This is a genomic window from Streptomyces sp. NPDC030840, from assembly GCF_055572015.1.
In genome coordinates this window covers 393,797-413,847 of the sequence record NZ_JBVIEE010000003.1, presented here as the reverse complement: position 1 = coordinate 413,847, position 20,051 = coordinate 393,797, and the positions used below count along the sequence as shown (strand labels likewise).

The 20,051-nt window shown below is 69.1% G+C and carries 18 protein-coding genes and 4 pseudogenes; 13 read left to right on the top strand and 9 right to left on the bottom strand.

Going from position 1 to position 20,051, the window contains the following annotated elements:
- Positions 1 to 82 precede the first annotated feature (82 nt).
- Entirely contained in the window at positions 83 to 1,804 is a 1,722-nt protein-coding gene (gene metG / locus ACZ49J_RS09170) for a methionine--tRNA ligase (RefSeq protein ID WP_467446901.1), read from the top strand.
- 42 nt (positions 1,805 to 1,846) lie between these two features.
- Here metG and ACZ49J_RS09165 read toward each other — a convergent pair whose 3' ends face one another.
- Positions 1,847 to 2,923, bottom strand: a complete 1,077-nt coding sequence (locus ACZ49J_RS09165; protein ID WP_467446898.1) for a protein kinase family protein — start codon at positions 2,921 to 2,923, stop codon at positions 1,847 to 1,849.
- Between the two features lie 103 nt (positions 2,924 to 3,026).
- Between ACZ49J_RS09165 and ACZ49J_RS09160 the strand changes: the two genes are divergently transcribed.
- Positions 3,027 to 3,392 carry a PH domain-containing protein gene (locus ACZ49J_RS09160; protein WP_467446897.1) on the top strand — a complete coding sequence of 122 codons (366 nt, stop codon included), beginning with the start codon at positions 3,027 to 3,029 and terminating at the stop codon, positions 3,390 to 3,392.
- On the opposite strand, the pseudogene ACZ49J_RS09155 reads toward ACZ49J_RS09160, so the two are convergent.
- A pseudogene (locus tag ACZ49J_RS09155) lies at positions 3,370 to 3,566 on the bottom strand (DUF397 domain-containing protein). The gene ACZ49J_RS09160 and the pseudogene ACZ49J_RS09155 overlap by 23 nt on opposite strands.
- Positions 3,563 to 3,685, bottom strand: a pseudogene (locus tag ACZ49J_RS09150) (transcriptional regulator); the annotation flags it as partial. The pseudogenes ACZ49J_RS09155 and ACZ49J_RS09150, both read right to left, overlap by 4 nt.
- A gap of 333 nt (positions 3,686 to 4,018) precedes the next feature.
- Here ACZ49J_RS09150 and ACZ49J_RS09145 point away from each other — a divergent pair.
- The 8 genes and pseudogenes from ACZ49J_RS09145 to ACZ49J_RS09110 all read left to right on the top strand — a co-directional run bounded on the left by ACZ49J_RS09145 (position 4,019) and on the right by ACZ49J_RS09110 (position 14,149).
- Positions 4,019 to 4,471 (top strand): ATP-binding protein, encoded by a 453-nt coding sequence (locus ACZ49J_RS09145; RefSeq protein WP_467447202.1) that lies wholly within the window; start codon positions 4,019 to 4,021, stop codon positions 4,469 to 4,471.
- Between the two features lie 159 nt (positions 4,472 to 4,630).
- Entirely contained in the window at positions 4,631 to 5,539 is a 909-nt protein-coding gene (locus ACZ49J_RS09140) for a helix-turn-helix domain-containing protein (RefSeq protein WP_467446896.1), read from the top strand.
- A 58-nt stretch (positions 5,540 to 5,597) separates the two neighbouring features.
- Positions 5,598 to 6,497, top strand: coding sequence for a hypothetical protein (locus ACZ49J_RS09135; RefSeq protein WP_467446894.1), 900 nt, complete (start codon positions 5,598 to 5,600; stop codon positions 6,495 to 6,497).
- A 186-nt stretch (positions 6,498 to 6,683) separates the two neighbouring features.
- Positions 6,684 to 7,115: an SseB family protein gene (locus ACZ49J_RS09130; RefSeq protein WP_467446893.1), complete on the top strand. Its 432-nt coding sequence runs from the start codon at positions 6,684 to 6,686 to the stop codon at positions 7,113 to 7,115.
- Positions 7,112 to 7,717 (top strand): hypothetical protein, encoded by a 606-nt coding sequence (locus tag ACZ49J_RS09125; RefSeq protein ID WP_467446891.1) that lies wholly within the window; start codon positions 7,112 to 7,114, stop codon positions 7,715 to 7,717. The genes ACZ49J_RS09130 and ACZ49J_RS09125 overlap by 4 nt, the downstream gene beginning before the upstream one ends.
- Positions 7,717 to 12,468, top strand: a pseudogene (locus tag ACZ49J_RS09120) (putative T7SS-secreted protein). Before ACZ49J_RS09125 ends, ACZ49J_RS09120 begins: the two are co-directional and overlap by 1 nt.
- Positions 12,469 to 12,486: 18 nt before the next feature.
- On the top strand, positions 12,487 to 12,906 hold the full coding sequence (locus ACZ49J_RS09115; RefSeq protein WP_467446889.1) for a DUF7919 family protein: 420 nt from the start codon (positions 12,487 to 12,489) through the stop codon (positions 12,904 to 12,906).
- A 487-nt stretch (positions 12,907 to 13,393) separates the two neighbouring features.
- Positions 13,394 to 14,149, top strand: a complete 756-nt coding sequence (locus ACZ49J_RS09110) for a hypothetical protein (protein ID WP_467447222.1) — start codon at positions 13,394 to 13,396, stop codon at positions 14,147 to 14,149.
- A 28-nt stretch (positions 14,150 to 14,177) separates the two neighbouring features.
- Here ACZ49J_RS09110 and ACZ49J_RS09105 read toward each other — a convergent pair.
- Positions 14,178 to 14,327, bottom strand: a pseudogene (locus ACZ49J_RS09105) (GntR family transcriptional regulator); the annotation flags it as partial.
- Positions 14,328 to 14,431: 104 nt separating this feature from the next.
- On the opposite strand from ACZ49J_RS09105, the gene ACZ49J_RS09100 reads away from it, so the two are divergent.
- On the top strand, positions 14,432 to 14,947 hold the full coding sequence (locus tag ACZ49J_RS09100) for a hypothetical protein (RefSeq protein ID WP_467446888.1): 516 nt from the start codon (positions 14,432 to 14,434) through the stop codon (positions 14,945 to 14,947).
- A 29-nt stretch (positions 14,948 to 14,976) separates the two neighbouring features.
- Here the strand turns inward: ACZ49J_RS09100 and ACZ49J_RS09095 are convergent, their stop codons facing one another.
- From ACZ49J_RS09095 to ACZ49J_RS09085, 3 genes are read right to left on the bottom strand one after another with little or no spacing between them, the layout of a single operon-like run.
- The gene (locus tag ACZ49J_RS09095) at positions 14,977 to 15,216 is read right to left on the bottom strand and encodes a hypothetical protein (protein WP_467446887.1); all 240 of its coding nucleotides are present in this window, start codon (positions 15,214 to 15,216) and stop codon (positions 14,977 to 14,979) included.
- 13 nt (positions 15,217 to 15,229) lie between these two features.
- Positions 15,230 to 15,757: a hypothetical protein gene (locus ACZ49J_RS09090; RefSeq protein ID WP_467446885.1), complete on the bottom strand. Its 528-nt coding sequence runs from the start codon at positions 15,755 to 15,757 to the stop codon at positions 15,230 to 15,232.
- 30 nt (positions 15,758 to 15,787) lie between these two features.
- Positions 15,788 to 16,393, bottom strand: coding sequence for a tyrosine-type recombinase/integrase (locus ACZ49J_RS09085; protein ID WP_467446884.1), 606 nt, complete (start codon positions 16,391 to 16,393; stop codon positions 15,788 to 15,790).
- A 445-nt stretch (positions 16,394 to 16,838) separates the two neighbouring features.
- Between ACZ49J_RS09085 and ACZ49J_RS09080 the strand changes: the two genes are divergently transcribed.
- Entirely contained in the window at positions 16,839 to 16,991 is a 153-nt protein-coding gene (locus ACZ49J_RS09080; protein ID WP_467446883.1) for a hypothetical protein, read from the top strand.
- A 258-nt stretch (positions 16,992 to 17,249) separates the two neighbouring features.
- A complete protein-coding gene (locus ACZ49J_RS09075) occupies positions 17,250 to 18,515 on the top strand; it encodes a hypothetical protein (protein WP_467446881.1) in 1,266 nt (421 codons plus the stop codon).
- Positions 18,516 to 18,964: 449 nt separating this feature from the next.
- Here ACZ49J_RS09075 and ACZ49J_RS09070 read toward each other — a convergent pair whose 3' ends face one another.
- Complete coding sequence (locus tag ACZ49J_RS09070) at positions 18,965 to 19,102, bottom strand: hypothetical protein (RefSeq protein WP_467446880.1); 138 nt, start codon at positions 19,100 to 19,102, stop codon at positions 18,965 to 18,967.
- Between the two features lie 15 nt (positions 19,103 to 19,117).
- The gene (locus ACZ49J_RS09065; protein ID WP_467446878.1) at positions 19,118 to 19,702 is read right to left on the bottom strand and encodes a hypothetical protein; all 585 of its coding nucleotides are present in this window, start codon (positions 19,700 to 19,702) and stop codon (positions 19,118 to 19,120) included.
- Positions 19,703 to 20,051 lie beyond the last annotated feature (349 nt).

Here is a 20,051-nt window from a genome sequence, read left to right as displayed (position 1 = left end):
AAACGGGAGGCGGGCGGCCTGCCCATGTCGGCTACGATTTCAAGGTTCGTTGATTCGAGACCTGACCTGGGAGCAGCCTCCAATGGCTCGACACCTCATCACCAGCGCCCTCCCCTACATCAACGGGATCAAGCACCTGGGCAACATGGTGGGGTCCATGCTCCCGGCAGACGTGTACTCGCGGTACCTCCGCCAGCGCGGCCACGACGTCCTCTACATCTGCGCCACGGACGAGCACGGCACGCCCGCCGAGCTGGCCGCCAAGGAGCAGGGCCTCCCGGTGGACGAGTTCTGCGCCCAGGCGCACGACCAGCAGAAGGCGATCTACGACGGCTTCAACCTGGCCTTCGACTACTTCGGCCGCAGCTCCTCCCCGCAGAACCACGAGATCACCCAGGAGATCGCCCGCGAGCTGAAGTCCAACGGCTTCATCGAGGAGCGGGCCATCCGCCAGGTGTACTCGATCACGGACGGCCGCTTCCTCCCGGACCGCTACATCATCGGCACCTGCCCCCACTGCGGCTACGACAAGGCCCGCGGCGACCAGTGCGAGAACTGCACGCGTGTCCTGGACCCGACCGACCTGATCGACGCCCGCTCGGCGATCAGCGGCAGCAGCGACCTGGAGGTCCGCGAGACCAAGCACCTGTTCCTCCTCCAGTCGGCTCTCGCCGGCGAGGTGGAGGCCTGGGTCGACGAGCGCGCCGACAACTGGCCGGTCCTCGCCTCCTCCATCGCCCGCAAGTGGCTCACCGAGGGCCTGCACGACCGCGCGATCACCCGTGACCTGGACTGGGGCGTCCCGGTCCCGGCCGACGCCTGGCCGGAGCTGGCCGCCGAGGGCAAGGTCTTCTACGTCTGGTTCGACGCCCCGATCGAGTACATCGGCGCGACGAAGGAATGGGCCGACCAGGACCCGACCGGCAACCGCGACTGGCGCTCGTGGTGGTGGGAGTCCGACGCGGACGTCCACTACACGCAGTTCATGGGCAAGGACAACGTCCCGTTCCACAGCGTGATGTTCCCGGCGACCCTGCTGGGCACCCGCGCCCCGTGGAAGAAGGTCGACGTCATCAAGGCCTTCAACTGGCTGAACTACTACGGCGGCAAGTTCTCCACCTCGCAGAAGCGGGGCGTCTTCACCCACGACGCCCTGGAGATCCTCCCCGCCGACTACTGGCGTTACTTCATGATGGCGAACGCCCCGGAGTCGGACGACTCGTCCTTCACCTGGGAGCACTTCACGGCCACGGTGAACAAGGACCTGGCGGACACCCTCGGCAACTTCGTCAACCGCGTCCTGTCCTTCTCCCGCAAGCGCTTCGGCGACGAGGTCCCGGCGGGCGCGGAGCCCGGCGAGGCGGAGGCGAAGCTGGGCGAGGAGATCGCCCGCCTGCTCGCCGAGTACGAGTCCCAGATGGAGGCCATCCAGTTCCGCAAGGCGGCGGCCGCGCTGCGCGCCCTGTGGTCGGCGGGCAACTCCTACCTGGAGGAGAAGGCCCCCTGGCTGGAGATCAAGACCGACAAGGACGCCGCCGCCCTCACCCTCCGTACGGCGATGAACCTCATCCACCTCTACGCGGTGGTCTCCGAGCCCTTCATCCCGACGTCCTCGGCGGCCATGCGCACCGCGTTCGCCCTCAAGGACGACACGGCGACCTGGGTGACACCGGAAGAGGCCCGCACGCTCACCTCCGTCCCGGCCGGCACCCCCTTCACGGTCCCGCCGGTCCTCTTCGCCAAGCTCACGGACGAGGACCTGGACACGTACAGGGAGCGCTTCGGCGGCGAGCCCGCCGAGTAGTCCGTACGCAGCCCTCCGCACCCCAGGCCCCCGTACAGCCCGTCACCCGACGGACGGGCTGTACGAACCGCCGATCCGCCCGATCTCCTCCAGCGGGTACGGGGTCTGCCTGCTCTCGCACCGGAACCTGAGGTGGAAGTCCGATATCACGGCGGCGATCGGCGCGTGCCGGGCGATGATCGCCGCGGCCTCTTCGGGGATTCCCGTGGGACGTCTGCCCTCGGCGTAGGCGCGCACCAGCGCCAAGCGGTCCTCCCAGTCCCGCGCCTGGTAGCCGCACAGAGCGGTGACCAGCCAGTTCACCAGATACGTCGCGGTGTAACAGCGGTCGTAGACCTGATGCCGGCCGAAGAAGTCGGCCTCGTCCTGCGACAGCTCGAAGCGGGATGACATCGCCAGGCCGTAGTCGGCGAAGTAGAGGCGCCGGCCGTCGGTGAGGATGTTCTCGAAGTGCGCGTCGAAGTGCAGGAGCCCCCGGGCGTTCATGAACGAGATGCCGGCTTCCAGCTTTGTCTCCACCATGGCGAAGGCCCGGTCCGCCACCTCGTCGCCCGCCTCGACCTGAGTGCTCAGCCACTGGTGCAGGTTCTGCGGGATGTACTCCAGGAACAGCGCGACGCTCGCCGAGGACTGCCGGCGAGCCTCGATCCGGCGGCGCACCTGCGATCCGCCGCCCCAGTAGGCGACAGCGCGTTCGACGTCGGCCAGTTCCTCGGGCAGGGGCGTCGAGTCGGGCAGCACCCTCCAGTGGTACATCAGGGGGAAGCCGTCGTACTCCGCCGCGAGCACCCAGTTCGTCGTCATGGTGTGCACGGCGAGCTCTCTCCAGGCCCCGCCGCCCGGCCCGCCGACGGTGCCGATGCCGTACTGACAGAAGACGGGCAGCTCGAACAGATCCACCGTCGACCGGACGTGCTCGGGTTGCCTCTCCAGGTCGGTGAGGGGCACCCGCTTCACGAAGACCGGGGTTCCGGCGACCTCCAGGAGGGCCGACGTCCCGCCGATTCCGGTTCCGACCGGCACGGCCGTGTCCACGAGCTCACGCAGGGCGCGATCGCTGCACAGGGCCAGGGAGGTGGAGACGGCACCATGGGCGCTGAGACGCGCGGGGCGCGACATGTCGGGGACTTGCACTGCTGGCCTCCACCTCGGTCGTACGCAACCCTCCGGACCCCCGCCCGCGTCTTTCGACACGGTAAGTCACCGGAGCGGGGGTTCCCACATGGCACTGTTCGGCAACGCGCACACCGTCAATCCCGGAAAGGCCCAGCAGGACTACGAGCGCCTGCTGGGGCACGGGGAGCAGGTGCACGCCGCGTACCTGCTCATCCGCGACACCATCCTGTTCACCGACCGGCGCCTGATCCTGGTCGACAAGCAGGGTCTCACCGGCAAAAAGGTGGAGTACCACTCCGTCCCCTACCGCAGCATCACGCACTTCGCGGTCGAGACGGCCGGCCACTTCGACCTCGACGCCGAGCTCAAGATCTGGATCTCCGGCACCCCCGAGCCGATCGAGAAGACGTTCACCAAGGGCGTCGACATCTACGAGGTGCAGGCGATCCTCACAGAGTTCGTGGCGAGGTAACGGCGTACGCCACGAAGTCCGCCCACGCGTCGGGCGTCAGCGCGAGCTGGGGGCCGCCGGTGTTCTTGGAGTCACGGACGTGGATGGTGCCGGGGGTGGTGGCGATCTCTACGCAGGAGTCACCTTCGCTGCCCTGCTGTAGCTGCTCTTGAACCACACCAGGTCGTGGATCATGTCTCCCTCAGCAGTTGCTCGATAAAGGCGGTCGACTCACGCGGCGTGAGGGCCTGGGCCCGGACGATGCCATACCGCAGTTCAAGGATACGGAGCTGCCTGGGCTCGGTGACTAGTCGTCGTCCGGGTCCACCTCCTCCCACCCCGGCTCGTCCGCCTCGCTCCTGAGCCGCCGTACCTCGCCGTCCACCGACATACGCACCCCTCCGTCGTACCGCCGTGCCGCAACACCCGTACCAGTAGGGCCCTAAGGGCCGGTTCCGACAGCCCGGACAGCGCTGGCCAAGCTCCGGACAGTCACCCTACGCATCGGCGTCGTCACTGTTCACGGTAAGTGCGCGCGGCCACGCTCAGTGACGTGAACGAGAAAAAGTCCACCCAACTACTCGCCCCCACAAGCCACTTCAGCGTGCTCCTGTCACCGACCCGCGCGAGGCGCCCGCCTCGCGCGCCTGCTCTCCACGGAGTGGCTCCGCACGTGGGACCTGCCGCACCGCACCACCGAGGCCGCCGAACACCTCGTCGCCGAATTCGCCACGAACGCCGCCACCCACGGCCGCGTCACCGGCCGCGACTTCCGCCTGGCGCTCCTGGCCGACGCCGACATCCTCCGCATCGAGGTGACGGACACACGCGGTGACGACCTCCCACGCCACCAACCACCCACACCCGACGCCGAGTCCGGCCGCGGTCTCCTCATCGTCGAGACCTTCGCCGACCGCTGGGGAATCGAACTGGGCCCCGTTCCCCGCAAGACCGTCTGGGCCGAACTCGACCTGTCACCGAAGCCCAGGAACCTGAACTTCGGTGCGCCCGGCGCTCTCTCCAAAGGAACACACCGGGGAAAGAAACCCGACCAAGCCCCACCCCTCCCGCCCACGGCATCGGCTCACTCGCGCGAGTGAACATCACCAAGTGGGCTGGCTTCGAAACAGGTTGGCTGCTCTACGCTCAGCGCGGCACCACACGCAGCACCCACCACCACAGTCAAAAGACGACGGCCCCCGCCGGGACTGCAATCCCAGTGCGAGGGCCTGACCACCAAGGAAGCCGAACCCTTCCCGATGGATACCCAAAACCCTAGCGCGCCCCCGCACGCCCAGTCCCGTATCACCGGGAAAAGCCACCCCCGCCGACCCGCTCACACGAAGGCGCACCCCGTCGGCGTCATCCACGACAACACCCGCCACACCAGCCACTTCACGGTGGTCGGCAACCACCTCGCCCAGCACCCGGAACTGTCCGGGCTCGCGATCGGGCTGGCCGTGCACATCCAGTCCCTCCCCACCGGCACCCCCGTGGACATCAGGACCCTCGCCGCCCGCTTCCCCGAGAGCCCGGCCCGTATCGCCGCCGCCCTGCGCGAACTCGAAGCCCACGGCTACCTGCGCCGCACCCGGGAGCGCACCGCGAACGGCCGAATCGTCACGCGCACGGTCTCCTGCAACCAGCCGGGCCGGTCAGGCAGCACGACCGAGACACCAAGGGCGCCCAAGCCAACAGCCCGCCGGGCGGCAACCACCGCCCCACAGCAGAAGCCCCCACGCCGAGCAGCCCTCCCCGCCGTACCCCAACCCGCGTACGCGTCCCCCACCCTCCTCCAGACCGCCACCGAGGTCCTCGCCGGCCTCCGCCGCCACGACCCCCGCCTCCTCCTCTCCGCCACCGACGCCGAGCACCTCGCCCCCGGTGTCGCCGCGTGGCTGGAACGCGACCTCACCCCCACCGCCGTACGCCACGCCCTGACCAGCGACCTCCCACCCGACCCCCTGCGCCGCCCGGCCGCCCTCCTGGCCCACCGCCTCACGGCCCAACTGCCGCCCCTGCCGCCGTACCGCGCCCCCGAATCACCCCCGCCCGTCAGGCACCCCATGCAGAACTGCGACAACTGCGACCGAGGCTTCCGCGGTCCCGAACCGGGCCACTGCGGCGACTGCCGCAAGTCCCGGCACCGCACACCCACCACTGCCTGACGGAGCCATCCGGACTCAGGGCTCCGACGGAGTTCACCTCACCCCCACAGGAACCCCCATGGTCAGCTCGCCCCACGAGGCGATGCACCGCATCTTCCAGGAATACCCGGGCCTCTTCTCCGGGGTCTCCGAAGTGCTGGGCGTCGACTTCGCCCCACCCACCTCGGTCACCGTCCTGCCTACCGATCTCACCGAGCTCCACCCGCTCGAACGCCGCCTCGACACCTTGCTGCGGCTGGAGACGGAGAACGACGAGCCACTCCTCCTGGCCGTCGAGGCCCAGGGCAAGAAGGACCCGGACAAGCCCGCCAGTTGGGCGTACTACGCCTCGTACCTGCTGACGAAGTACCGGCTGCAGCCGATGCTGCTGGTCGTCTGCCAGGACCGCGTGACGGCCGAATGGGCAGCGCGTCCGGTCAGCTTCGGCCCTCCCCAGTGGCCCCTGCTCACCCTGCGTCCTCTGGTCGCCGGCCCGCACAACATGCCAGTGATCACCAAGCCCGCCGACGCCCGCAAGGACCTCGCGCTCGCCACACTGTCGGCGATCACGCACGCCACGAATCCGGACATCGGAGCCATACTCAAAGCAATGACCAACGTGCTGCAGGACACGCCCGCAGTTCTCGCCAACCCGATCATCGAGTTCATCGCCCAAGGCATGGGCAAGCACCCAGCCGCAGAAATCTGGAGGAAACTGGTGGCCGTGGACCTCTCCTTCTACAAGTCGCCGCTCTCCGAGGAAATCCGCGACGAAGGCCGAGCCGAGGGCCGTGCCGAGGGCGAAGCACGGCGCGCGGCCGTGGATGTCCTGGACGTATTGGAGGTGCGCGGCATCCACATCCCCGAAGCGGTCCGCGAACGCGTCACCAGTTGCAACGACCCCGAGACCCTGCGCCACTGGCACCGGCGGGCCGTCATCGCTCCCTCCGCCGACCAGATCTTCACAGAAGACACCTGAGCCCGAACCGACGGCCCTCCCGGGCCCGGGGAGCGCGCGTCCAGACCTGATGGTCTGGGACGCGGAGTCTTCCGGATACGAGAGCAAGACATTCTCTTCAGGCAGAGCGCTGTGGTGCTTCCAGGCCCAACCGACTAACGTGATCGGCCGTTTGTGCGATGAATGGGCGTACGAGGGGCGACGGGGATGGCCTGGGCGGGAGCGGGAGCCGGAGCAGGAGCCGGGGCGGGAGCCGAGGCGTTGCGGCTGCGGCTGGCGGACCTGGCCGCGGCCGGGCGGGGCGATCTGCGTGCGGTGGTCGGGGACTTCCGGCGCGGTGAGGTGCTGGTGCCGGTGGTGGACGACACGCTGCTCTCGGTGGAGGCGGGCGGTATCCGCTGGCTGCTGGTGTTCACGGACGACGCGGCGCTGGCGCGTTTCGCCAAGGCGCGGGGTGAGGCGGTGCCGGAGCGGGTGCCGGTGTACGGGGCGCGGCTGCTGGATCAGGTGATCCCGCAGGTGGACGGTCCGATAGGGATCGCGGTGGACGCGGGCAGTGCGGCGGGGTTGGTGCTGCCGCCGGTGGCGGGGGTCGTGCCGGAGTCCGTTGCCCTGGACGCCGAGGGGGCCTCGGCGTGAGCGGCGGCAGTGGGTATCGGGTCGATGCGGAGGCGCTGGCGCGGATCACGCGGGGCATCAACCTGGCGATGGACGAGCTGAAGGAGCTCGGCTTCGGCATCGAGGCGAACCTGGGGCGCGGCTTCGACGACCTGGAACTGGCCGGCCTGGAGGTGGGCGACGGGGGCCTGCGTCAGGTGTTCGCGGACTTCTGTGAGCGGTGGGGCTGGGGTGTGCGCTCCCTGATGCGGGACGCGAACGAGTTCGCGGGCCGGCTGAACCTGTCGGCAGGGCTGTATCACGAGCAGGAGGAGTACGTCTCGAACACCATGAAGACGGTGTGGGCGGCCGCTGCGGGCAACCCCAACCTCTCCCCGGAGGAGATCGAGCAGCGTTCCTGGTCGGACACCGTCAGGGACAACGCGTACTCCCATGCGAGGGACGCGGACTACAGCGCGGAGTCCTTCACGGAGGGTGAGGAGGAGGTCGGGCAGGCGTGGGCGCGGGCGGGGGATGACCTGGCGAGTTCGACGGTGACTCCGGACGCGATGCTCGACCCGCGCACGGACTGGCAGTGGGGTGGCCCACCACAGGCCCCGGCCTCGGGGGAGGGTGAGGGCTGATGGGCCTGGGGGACATGGTCGACGACCTCGGCGACGGCCTGGAGGGCGCCGTCGACGGCGCGTCGAAGGGGCTCGGGGAGGCCGTCAACTGGGGCACGGACCGGACGGCGGACGGCTTGTCGGCCCTCGGCGCGGACGGCATGGCCGAGGGGGTGCGCGACTTCGGCGAGGGCGTGAACAACCGGCTGGGCGGCGAGGTCGCCGAACGCGAGCTGGGAGAAACCGAGGACCCCAAGGAGCTGATCCACGGCAGCCCGGACGCGCTGACCGCACGGGCCCGCCACCTGCGCGACTTCTCCCGGGCGTTCGACAGTGTCGGCCAGGGCCTGCGGAAGCTGGATGCGGGCGGCTGGCAGGGTGAGGCGGGGGACGCGTTCCGGGCGAAGTTCGACATGCAGCCCAAGCAGTGGCTGACGGCGGCGGACGCCTGCGAGAGCGCGGCCGGCGCGTTGGAGGCGTACGCGGACACGGTGCGCTGGGCGCAGCAGCAGGCGCGGACGGCGATCGAGACCTTCCGCAACGCTCAGGAGGCGTACCGGCGGGCGGCGGACGCGCACAACGCGAAGGTGGAGGCCTTCAACCAGGCGGCCGAGCGGTACAACGCGGCCGCGTTGGCGGGACGCGACCCGGGCCCGCGCCCGACCGATCCGGGCGATTTCGCCCACCCGTCGACGGGCGCCCGGCGGGAGGCGGCGGAAATCCTGACCGAGGCCCGCCGCCAGCGCACGGCCGCGGCCCGGGACGCCGAGCGGCGGGTGGCGGGCGCGTTGGAACTGGCCCCGCCGAAGCCGGAGTTCACCGACCGTCTGGGCGCCAACGCCGCGGACGCGTTCGTAGGCGTACAGCTGAACCAGGTCCATGTCCTGGGCGGTCTGCTCAAGGGCGGCGCGGACATGGTGAAGCTGGCCCGCACGGTCAACCCGGTGGACTCCTACAACCTCACCCACCCGGGCGAGTGGCTGAAGAACTCGAACATGCTCCTGGCCGGCCTGGTCGGCACGGCGGCCCACCCCGAACGCCTGCCCATGTCCGTCCTGGGCACCGGCTGGCGCAGCGACCCGGGCGACGCCATGGGCTACCTGGCCTCGAACCTGATCGGGGGCAAGGGTGCGGGGGCCGCGGGCAGAGGGGCACTGCGCGGAGCCGCTCGGGAAACTGCCACAGGGGCCGCCCGTCAGAGTGTCGATGCTGGGCTGCGGGACGTCGGCCGAGAACTGACGAGGAAGACATTCGGCGGCGACCCGGTCGACATGGCCACCGGCCGCATGGCCCTGCCCCAGACAGACGTGTCTCTGCCGGCCCGGCTCCCCCTGGCCTTCTCCCGCTGCTTCGAGTCGTCCTACAGGGCGGGCCGCTGGTTCGGCCCCACCTGGACCTCCACCGCCGACCAGCGCCTGGAGATCGACGCCGAGGGTGTCATCTTCATCCGCGAGGACGGCTCGCTGCTGGCCTACCCCCACCCTGCCCCCGGCGTACCGGTACTCCCCCTGGACGGCGACCGCCACCCGCTGACCGTCGACGCGTGGGGCGACTACACCGTCACCGACCCCGAATCCGGCCGCACCTGGCACTTCGCGTCCCCGGGCGCCGACGGCGACGGAATCGCCCTGCTGGAACAGATCACCGACCGCTCCGGCAGCCAGTGGCTCACCTTCGACTACGACAGCGAGGGCGCCCCCACGGGCATCGTCCACTCCTCCGGCTACCACCTGCAGATCACCAACGACGGCGAACGCATCACCGCCCTGCACCTGGCCGGAGCGGCGGCCGACGGTACCGATCAGCAGCTGGTCCGCTTCGGCTACGACGAGCACGGCCACCTGGCGACGGTGACCAAGTCATCAGGGATACCGACGAAGTTCACCAGCGACGAGCTGGGGCGCATCACGTCATGGACGGACACGAACGGCTCGGCGTACCGCTACGTCTACGACGACCAGGACCGCTGCACCTTCCAGACAGGCGAGGCGGGCCACCTGAGCAACACCTACACCTACGACAACACCAATACCGAAACCGGCCACCAGGTCACCACCCGTACCAACTCACTCGGCCACACCACCCGCTACCTGATCGACAACCACCTGCAGGTGGTGGCGGTGAGCACCCCGGACGGCGCAACCACCCACACCACGTACGACCGCGACGACCGCCCCCTGACCATCACCGACCCCTTGGGCCGCACCACCAGCTACGCCTACGACAAGGCCGGCCGCCCGATCATGGTCGTCCGCCCCGACGGCCGCTACACGAGCATCGGCTACAACGACCAGGGCCTACCGGTGGTGGTCGCCCACCCGGACCCTGCAGCAGTACGACACGGACGGCAACCGCACGGCGGTGACCGACCCCTCCGGAGCCACCACACGCTTCACCTACGACGCCATGGGCCACCTGGCATCGGTCACCAACGCGCTGAACGCGACAACACAGGTGCGATGCGATGCCGCGGGCCTGCCCCTGGAGATCACCGACCCCCTCGGCGCGGTCACCCGCTACGAGCGGGGCACTTTCGGCCGACCTGTCACCCTCACGGACCCACTCGGCGCGGTGACCCGCCTGGAATGGACGGTGGAGGGCAAACCCGCCCGCCGCACCGCCCCGGACGGCAGCACAGAATCGTGGACCTACGACGGCGAGGGCAACTGCACCACCCACACCGACCCCCGGGGCATGGTCTCCCGCTACGAGTACACCCACTTCGACCTCCTCGCCGCCCGCACCGGCCCGAACGGCGTACGCCATGAGTTCCATTACGACACCGAGCTACGCGTCACCCAGGTGAGTAACCCCCAGGGTCTGACGTGGAATTATCAGTACGACCCAACCGGCCGCCTGGTGTCCGAGACGGATTTCGACGGCCGCACCCTCACCTACACGCACGACGCAGCCGGCCACCTGGTATCCCGCACGAACGCGTTCGGCGAGACGGTGTCCTTCGAACGCAACGCCCTGGGGCAGGTCACTCGCAAGGACGCCGCAGGCTGCACTACGACGTACTCGTACGACACGACAGATCAAATCGCCCAGGCGACCGGGGCAGACGGCACGACGCTCACACTGCAGCGCGACGAATGCGGACGGCTGACGTCCGAGACGGTCGACGGCAGGAAAATGACGTACGTCTACGACGAGCTGGGTCGCCGAACGAGCCGCACGACACCCACGGGCGCGATGACCACGTGGAACTACGACGCCGCCGGGCGCCGCACGGGCATGGTGGCCTCGGGCCGCACCGTCGACTACACGTATGACGAGGCCGGCCGGGAACTGACCCGCAGCATCGGCGAACTGATCACCTGGACCAGGCCTTCGATCCCACGGGCCGCCTGACCACGCAGTCGGTGACAGGCGCGAACGGCCGTACCGTCCAGCACCGCTCATATACGTACCGCGCCGACGGCAACCTGATCGGCATCGACGATCACCTGAATGGCCACCGCCGCTTCGACCTGGACGCCGCGGGCCGCGTGACGGCGGTGCACGCGGCGAATTGGACCGAGACGTACGCCTACGACGAAGCAGGCAACCAGACCTCGGCGACCTGGCCCTCCAACCACCCGGGCCACGAGGCCGTGGGCGAACGAAGCTACACGGGCACCCGCATCATCCGCGCTGGCAGCGTCCGCTACGAACACGACGCCCTGGGCCGCATCACACTCCGCCAGAAAACCCGCCTGTCCCGTAAACCCGATACTTGGCGCTACGAATGGGATGCCGAGGACCGCCTCACCCATGTGATCACACCGGATGGCACCCGCTGGCGCTACACCTACGATCCGTACGGTCGCCGCACCGCAAAACTTCGCTTGGCTGGTGATGGCGAAACGGTTGTCGAACGCACCGTCTTCACCTGGGACGGCAGCACGCTGTGCGAACAGACCACGGGGTCTCCCGACCTGCCGAACCCAGTCACCCTGACTTGGGACCACCAGGGCCTCCAGCCCGTAGCCCAGACGGAACGCATCACCGCAGCCGATGCCTCACAGGAGGAGCTCGACTCCCGCTTCTTCGCCATAGTCACCGACCTCGTCGGCACACCCACCGAACTCGTCGACGAACACGGCGACATCGCCTGGCGCACACGCAGCACCCTGTGGGGCACAACCGCCTGGGCCACCAACAGCACCACGTACACACCCCTCCGCTTCCCAGGCCAGTACTACGACCCCGAAACCGGCCTCCACTACAACTACTTCCGGTACTACGACCCCGAAACCGCCCGCTATTGCACCCCCGACCCCCTCGGACTCACACCGGATCCCAATCCCACGACCTACGTCGACAACCCACACGCTTGGATAGATTATGCAGGTCTGTCTCCCTGCCTGCCGGAGGCCAAGACCCGGGCAGCTCCCAATTTCGTTGCCGGCGGTAGCGACGGAATCATCGATGTCCGCAAGGTGGGGCGGCCGGACAACCAGCTCGTCTTGAGCGGGCATGGCGGGATACGCGCCGGGGACGGTGCTGCGGTGACTGTTCCCGAAGGCACAAGCGTCCACATGTACGGCAAGCACGGGGATGAAATCTTGGATTCACTTGGAAACAAGATTGAGACAGCGAACCCTAAACCACTCGAGATTTACGGCCCCGGGGAAAAACTTCCCGATTACTCCTTGTTCCCGCCGGAAGATTTGAACATCAAGGGAACACCACGCAATGTCACAGTGACCGATGAGACGTATTTGTCGGACCTGCTCCGCCCCAACATGGGTCCGGTACATTGGGCCGCATGCAGGTCCGTGTTCTAAGCACCGAGGAAAGTACCCATGCCATACTATGAAGACCTGTCTCCCTACGAATATGTCAGCGAATCCATCCCGGACGGAGTGACGGCCGTCAATGTAGGGTGGCTGGAAGTCGGCAAGGAGTTTCCCCGGGGGAGTGTCCCTGAAGAATTCATCGAGGCACTGTCCAGCGCGGTCAAGAGTGATCGTCAGATGAAAATGCGCGGTTGGCACAGGTGTCAACTCCCCCACGCCAACGAAGAGGAAAGGTATCCGGCCACCGCCACAATCGACGGCCAAAGGATCTCGCTCGGCGGGGCAGAAATTCGAGTTGTTTCAACTTCCGGGGAGTGGATGATCGCGCCGGACCTGATCCTCCATTACGTCAAGGATCACGCTTATGCACCACCAGCGAAATTTATTGAAGCAGTGATCAGGAAACGCCTTGCCCCCCATTCGTGAACGCTTCAGAGACGGGTCGCAAGGCGTGCGCCAGCTGTCGGCTTCGCATCACTCCGCCCTGACCACAAACGCCCTCCCCCCCTTCATCCGCACCCCGTTCCCGTACGGTTCCACATCGCCGTGAACCTCGACCTCGAAGCCGTCGAGCCAGGCAGCGGTGGCCCTGTCCACGTCCTCCGGACGCAGATCCACTGTCGGACGCCTCGCCCGGGCCCGGGATATCGGGGGCTGCCAGGGGCTCCTGCAGCCGATCCCCCTACTAGCTGACGGAGACCACGAGGCCTCGGCGTCCACGGGAGATCGACTCCGTGCCCGTGCTCACTCCTTCGGATGGACGTCATCAATTTGGCTGCTATGAGGCCGCGTTGCGGACTTAGGAGAGAACCGCGGCCAGGAAGCCCGCGATGGCCGCGTTCTCCGCCCTGGCACACGCCAACAGCCCCGACATCGACGCCATACTGGACGCACTGGGCCATTCCCTACGTGGATGGACTGGAACGCTGCCGCCTACTTCTACCAGTTCCTGGACTCGGCCCTGGGGAAGACCCCCGCCGGAGACAAGTGGAGGGACATCATGACGTTCGTCAACTACTTCTCCGGCCGAGGCACGGTCCTGAAGAAGGCGTACCTCGAAGGCGAAGCGACGGGAGAGGCAAGGGGCGAAGCAAGAGGCGAAGCCAAGGGAGTCCTGGCCGTCCTGCAAGTACGCAACATTCCCGTCTCCGACGACATCCGCGAAGCCATCATCACCTGCACCGACCCCGACCGTGTGGGCGACTGGCTCCCAGGGCCGGCACGATCGAACGCGCGGAAGAGCTGTTCACGGAGGGCCTGGAGACGTCCAAGGAGACGCCTCGCGATGGTTGAACCCCCGCGCACATCGCATCGTCTTCTCATCAGCCGCATGAGTCCGGAACTGCAGGAGAAGGTGAGGGGCCGAACGATGGTCACGGCTTTCTGCATGGCTCTTGGACTGGCCCCGGAGGAAGCGATCGCCGACCAGAACGCACACCTGAACGAGATCAGCCGACGGGACTCCCTGCACCTGGACGAGGTTGTCGGTCTTCGTGCCATGGCAGGAAACTGGACCGAGGAACACATGGAGGGGTGGGCGGCCGGATTCGCCGAGGCGCGGCGAGGGCCCGGCAGAGGGAGGCGGCCGCGAAGAGGTCCAGCACAGGGTTCGGCTCGAAGGGGTTCGGGCGGACCGCGTACATCCCGGCGCCGGGCACGGTCCGGATGAGGCCGGCGGCCGCGAGCTTGCCCAGCGCGGCGGACGCGGTGCCCATGGCGACGCCGTACGACGCCATCAACTTGGACTGCGACGGCAGGCGCTCCCCGGGCCGGATGAGCCGCTGGTGTATGGCCAGGGCGAGGCCACCGGCGATCCGTTCGGCGGGTGTCTCGGTGAGAGTGCTCACCGTAGCGAACCTATCTAGTCCACTCGATAGGTTCGGGGAGGTTACTGCACGCGAACATTCGGGGACGCCCCTACCGGGCACTGGGTTCCGATCAGACTGTGCGGATGACCGACACGACGGCCCGGGTCATCGCCGGGATAGCCGCTGGTGCTGCGGCCCTGAGCATGCTTGTCGCCTACCTGACGTACCGGCGATTGCGACCGCGCGTCATCATCAAACTGGAGTCGTTGTACACCCTCGAAGGTGCTCTGACTGCTGACGGCAGGCCCCACGTGGTCGCGAGAATGAGGCTGATTAACCGCAGCGCCAGCGCAGCCCGTGTAGAGGGCTTTTGGCTCCGGCTCAACTTCGACAGCAAGGGCGCCACCTATCCGAGCGGCATGAAGAAGAGCACCGATGGCCTCGAACGGTGCGAGTTGGAGGAGCCGTTGGTCATTGAGCCGATGGACGGCGTGAAGTTCAGAGCCCACTTCGACATGCAGCGGCTGAACCTCCACAACTTCTCTGTGGACTCCGGACGAATCGACGCCACCCTCAGCGACGGACGGAGGATCCGGCACAAGCTGGATGATGACGACGTCACGTCGCTGAGGGTGGCCTACAGGAAGATCAAGGGGTGAACCGGGGCCCTGGTGAGCGGTAGGCGCGTTTACAGGCCGATGCCGACCAGCGGTGAGTTCTTCACGTGGTCGACGTCGTCCATGTACCGGGTCAGGACCCGGGAGCCGTCGACCCATCCGCGCGCCCGGGCGATCTCCAGCGGGTCATGTCCGGCGGCCCGGGCGGCGGTGGCGAAGCCACGGCGCAGGGAGTGCCCGGACCAGTCGTCGGAGGCGGCGGCCACCTCGGACCAGGTGGCGCCCAGCTCCAGCGCCTCGCGGACCCGCACGGCCCGCTCATTGTCAGGCGACTGGCGGGGCGGGCTGCGGTGAGGAGCCCTGTGCAGGATCCCAGTTGCCCAGCGCCCTCCGCGCAGCGGCAACGAAGTTCGCCCGCCCGAGCGGGAACCCGGCGCGCCATCGCTCGTCTTCCAGGGAGAAGAACAGCGTCACGGCGTATCTCTCAACCTCCGCCGGCCCTTCGATCGCCACGTTGGCCAGCGCGGTACGGAAGCTCTTCGCCGGAGTAGGGCGCTCGGGCTGCGGGCCATCGCCCAATTGGGCGACACGTTCGGCGTATGCATGATCGGCAGCCATCAAGAAATCCGCATAGGCCGCGCGTCGAACGTCTTGGACCCGCGCGATGCGCTGCTCGTCCAACGTCTGCCTCACCGTCAAGATGAGTGCCTCGGCCTGTTTCTCGCCTGCGTATTCCGCAGCGACCGCTTGCCGTCGGCCTGCTAGCGCGGTGAACCATCCCGTGAGGCCGCTACCTGCCAGAGCAGAGCCAGCTGCGATCAACGCGATCTGAAGTTCCCCCATGCCGCTCATACTGCCGTGTCTCCTCTTCCGTACGGTCAGTCACAGGCCGATCCCGACCAGCGGGGAGTTCGTCACGCGGTCGACGTCGTCCATGTACCGGGCGAGGACGCGGGAGCCGTCGACCCATCCGCCCGCGCGGGCGATCTCCAGCGGGTGGTGTCCAGCGGCCCGGGCGGCGGTGGCGAAGCCACGGCGCAGGGAGTGCCCGGACCAGTCGCCGGAGAGGCCGGCGGCGACGGCCAGGCGCTCGATCACCTCGGCGGCGGCCTCCGCCGGCATCCGCCCGGCCGGGTCTCCGATCGTGCGGCCGCCCCGGGTCATCGGCGGGGCCAGGCGGTCCCACCGGTCGACGCGGACGAACAGAGGGCCGTCGGTGCGCCCGGCGGCCGCGAGGGCGGCGAGGTAGGCGCGCAGCGCGCGGACGGGGCAGGTGGCCGGGTCGGTGCCGTACAGCACGGGGTTCGGGGTGTGCTTGCGGCCCTTCTTCCGGTACAGCGTCACGTCGTAGCCGTGCTCCGCCTCCTTCACGGTGGCGACGTCCAGGGCGACCAGCTCGGAGACGCGGGCCGCCGTGGCGAACCCGAGCAGCACCAGGGCCGCGTTCCGCTTCCCGGCGAGGGTGGACCGGTCGACCCCGGCGAGCATGGCGCGGATCTGCGGGGGGAGGGCCGCGGTCGCCTGCAGCAGACCGCAACATCACCGCCCGGGGAGTGCCGACCACGTACATCGCGAAGAGCACCCCGGGCGGGGAGCGCGACTCGGCGCCCGCCCGGCCGAGGTGGCTCGAGGACGGCTCGACCGATGCCCGCTGCCCGATATCGGATAAGGCGGGCACCATCTGCCGAGCCTGTGACCTGCGGCGACGTGCGAGATGTGACGGCGGACACAAAGGGCCGATGGGCCCGCCTCGGTAGGCTGCCGAGCGAAGGCAGAAAGACCCGACTTGGCCTTTTTCAGGGAGAGTTGGGAGTTCTGCATGCTTATCAATGCCTTGGGTTGTTGGCCCGAGAAGAAGACGGGGCCCGGTCGCACGCTGCTTCCGGCAAGTTGCTCACGTGTGACGGGGCCCCTCCAGTCGAAGGAAACCGTTTTGCACGGCTCGCATATCGACCTCACGACCATTGTCCTCCTGTCCCTTGGAGGGCTCGCCGTGTTCCTCGCATATCAGGACGAGAAGCTCGGGGCCGCGCTGGTGGTCGGCGCGGTAGTGATCACACTGCTGTGGCTCCTGCTGGGCCTTTGACCAGTGCTGGCCTGCTTCTGATCCCCCAGGAGCAGGCCAGCCCGTTTCCCGTGCTGCGCCCCCCTGACCGCTACGGTGATGACGGCCGCCCTCGCGTCGGCCCGACTCCGAGCCGTGCCCGCCCACGCCGGGAGCGGTGACCGAGGACAAGGGGCTCAGCCTCACGCGACGTCAGCAACACTCCGTAGTGCCTCCCGTGGTCCACACCGACGCCACGGCGGCCGACGCGTGGGGTCCGCCGCGGGAGAGCGACCGGTCATGACCGACGACAAGCACGCCAAGCGAGCCGCCCGCGACCTCGCGGTCCGAGAGGGCATCTCGTACACCGCCGCCCGCCGACGCCCCGCGGCCGGGGCGGTCGACGTCGACCAGGAGCCGCAGCCGCCGGTCGTCGTTCCGACCACCAGCACGCCGTGCCCTGAGGGCTGCGAGGGGTCCGGGCACCCGGGCACCGCGTGCTGGACGTGGAGGCCGGCCGACGCGACGACCGGCGTGCGGTGGGAGGTCCGGCGCGCTGCAGAACTCCCGGGCGGTCGGGCAGACCAGGTCATGCGGCGTGACGAGGAGGCCAAGGAGAACGCGTCCTCGAGGTGGGCGCGGCTCCACGCCTGGGAAACGAAGTGGTTGCTCGCCCTGGTCTACGCGATGTTCACGGACCAGCGGCCCGAGCTGCTACCGGACCGGGCACGACTGCGGGCCGCCGTCGAGGCGGACGACCTGGCGGCGGTCGACGCGGCCATGGAGCCACTGGACCGCGCGGCCGCGCGCCTCATGACGAAGGTGCCGACGGTCTGGTGGGGCGAGGTGAAGCCGCGCATCGACGCGTACGCCGACGCCGTGGAGAACGACGACCGGGAGCTGAGCACCTGGCAGGAGATCGACGCCCGGCACGTCATGGGCCGCCTCGTCGACCAGTGGCGCCGGACGTGGGAGCCGACCGTGCGGAACGCGTCGGGCGTCCTGGAAGCGCCGGGCGTGTTGTGGGTCGCGGTCAAAGGGTGGCTTGATGCCCTCCTGGTCGACCGGCACGGCGGCCACGCACCCGGCGGCCGGGTCCGCCTCGGCGACGGCCGCCCCGCCCTGGTGTATGCCGTGGAGTGGGGCGAGGACGGCCCGCCCGTCGCCTACCGGGTGCGGGAGCTGGAGCCCGGCAGGCACGGTAACGCGGGCCGCCTGGTGCCGTCCCTGACGAGTGACGTCCTGGCCCCGGCCGCCGACTGCCAGGAGTACGCCCCGGCAGCAAGGACTGACCCGTTCGGGCGGGGCCACGTTCACCCGTCGACGGGGCCCCGCCCGAACGCGACCGCCCCCGTCTCCTGGACCTCCGCGAGGACGATGCCGCTCGCCTGGTCACGGTGGACGGGGCGGTACAGCGCCCAATCCCCTCCCTCGGGCCTGAGCCAGCCGCCGGGCCAGGCCGTCCAGGACGTCCACAGGACGCGTCCGGCGAGGGGGCCGCCCGTGAATCGCACGATCATGGTGCACTCCGTTCCGAGGCGGGTACGCCCTGCCTCTACCTCTTGAGGCGGGCTCGGGGCCAGGAGCACAGGAAGTCTCAGCGAGATAGTGCGAACTGATATCAGTTCGGGCCGCGCGGTCCTCGGCCGGGACGGTCGCGTACATCATCGGCGGCCGCCGTACGTCAACCGGTTCACGTACGGCCCGGCCCAGACGCCGGCACCCGGGGACCGCAGCCGCGAGTGCCGGTGGAGCGTCACTCCGGAGTTGCGCTCTACCGCAACTCCGGACTGCGGGTAGACCGCAACGGAACTAGAGAAAGGGCAACCAGATCCACCGGAACCACTTCCGGCGGTCGCCGCTGCGGACCGTGCCGAACCGGGACGGATCGCCGGGTTGTTCCGCTACTTGCGCAGCTCTACGCGTACGGGCGCGGGTACGCGGGGCCCGGAGGTTCAACCTTCGCGTGACCCGATTCAACCCAGCGGCCGCGGCGGGTGTTCTGGCGCGGCGGGTCAGGCGGCGGGTTCCTCGTCGGCGAGGTCGTCCAGGAGCGCGGCGAGCTGGTCGGCGTCGGCCTCGTTCAGGGCGTCCAGCTCCGCCCAGTCGGTTCCGGCGGCCTCCAGTCGATGCCGAACCGGGCCCGTGCCCACGCGGTGAACGCCTCGTCAGGGTCCTCGGGCGGCGGGGCGGGTGCCGGGCGCTGTGGGGGCCGTGGAGCGGCTGTGCGGGCTTGAGGTCGTCCAGGGGCGGGAGCGCGGCGAGAGCGGCCGCCAGGCCCTCCGGGTCGCTCTCCTGGTGCCATAGCGCCGTGCCGCGCCGCGCCCAGTGCCACGCGGTCGACGGCGAGACGCGGAACGCCGGGCGATGTGCCGGTACGGGAGGCCGGCGGCCGCGAGGACCGCGACGACGCGGAGGTGGTCCCGGTCGGCGCGCTCCTCCTGGCGCTCCACCTCGTCCAGCTCCTCACGGGTCGGGCGCCCGTCCAGGAGGGCGGCGAACACGGCTCGGGGCCGTTCATGCTCGGGCACCAAGCGGTCGAAGAGGTCGGCCGCGGTGAGGGGCGCGCGGCGGATCTCCTCGGCGACAGCGACCTTCCACGGCCAGTAGACCTCTGCGTACCAGCGCTCACGGCGGGCGCGGCGTTCCTCGGGTGGGACGTCCGGGTCGGCGGCCGGAGGCCGGGGTGGCCAGCGCTGCCGTAGCGGCCACGGGTGCAGCCCGCCCCCGGTGACGCGCCACAGGGTGGTCACCTCCGAGTCGTGGGGGTCGGGCACGGCGTACGTGCCGTCAGGCAGGCGCGGGATGACGGGACGGCGGCGAGCTGGGCGGCGGACGCCATCGGCTCCTCCTGATGGGGTTGTGTCCTTGTTCGCATCCCTTGTCACCCAGTGAGCAGCACGTGAAAGGGCCTGGTCGTGGCAAGGGCCGTAGGGGCGGGACAGTGCGGTGTTCGGGGCGTGGAGGGGCCGCGAGTGTCCGGGAAGGGCCGCCCGGCCGTCTCTACAGGCCCGGGAAAAGGCCGGCCAGGAGGGTGTCCGTGGAGTGATCGACGCCCCTGTCGGCCCGGCTCTGCCGTAGCCCCGGAGCGGAGCGGCGGGT

Bases quoted from the DNA above. Each gene is read 5' to 3' on its own strand.
- ACZ49J_RS09090 (WP_467446885.1), bottom strand. From the start codon at position 15,757: ATGAGCGGCATGGGGGAACTTCAGATCGCGTTGATCGCAGCTGGCTCT.
- ACZ49J_RS09110 (WP_467447222.1), top strand. From the start codon at position 13,394: ATGGACTGGAACGCTGCCGCCTACTTCTACCAGTTCCTGGACTCGGCC.
- ACZ49J_RS09085 (WP_467446884.1), bottom strand. From the start codon at position 16,393: ATGCTCGCCGGGGTCGACCGGTCCACCCTCGCCGGGAAGCGGAACGCG.
- ACZ49J_RS09160 (WP_467446897.1), top strand. From the start codon at position 3,027: ATGGCACTGTTCGGCAACGCGCACACCGTCAATCCCGGAAAGGCCCAG.
- ACZ49J_RS09165 (WP_467446898.1), bottom strand. From the start codon at position 2,923: ATGTCGCGCCCCGCGCGTCTCAGCGCCCATGGTGCCGTCTCCACCTCC.
- metG (WP_467446901.1), top strand. From the start codon at position 83: ATGGCTCGACACCTCATCACCAGCGCCCTCCCCTACATCAACGGGATC.
- ACZ49J_RS09115 (WP_467446889.1), top strand. From the start codon at position 12,487: ATGCCATACTATGAAGACCTGTCTCCCTACGAATATGTCAGCGAATCC.
- ACZ49J_RS09130 (WP_467446893.1), top strand. From the start codon at position 6,684: ATGGCCTGGGCGGGAGCGGGAGCCGGAGCAGGAGCCGGGGCGGGAGCC.
- ACZ49J_RS09135 (WP_467446894.1), top strand. From the start codon at position 5,598: ATGGTCAGCTCGCCCCACGAGGCGATGCACCGCATCTTCCAGGAATAC.
- ACZ49J_RS09140 (WP_467446896.1), top strand. From the start codon at position 4,631: ATGGATACCCAAAACCCTAGCGCGCCCCCGCACGCCCAGTCCCGTATC.
- ACZ49J_RS09075 (WP_467446881.1), top strand. From the start codon at position 17,250: ATGACCGACGACAAGCACGCCAAGCGAGCCGCCCGCGACCTCGCGGTC.
- ACZ49J_RS09100 (WP_467446888.1), top strand. From the start codon at position 14,432: ATGACCGACACGACGGCCCGGGTCATCGCCGGGATAGCCGCTGGTGCT.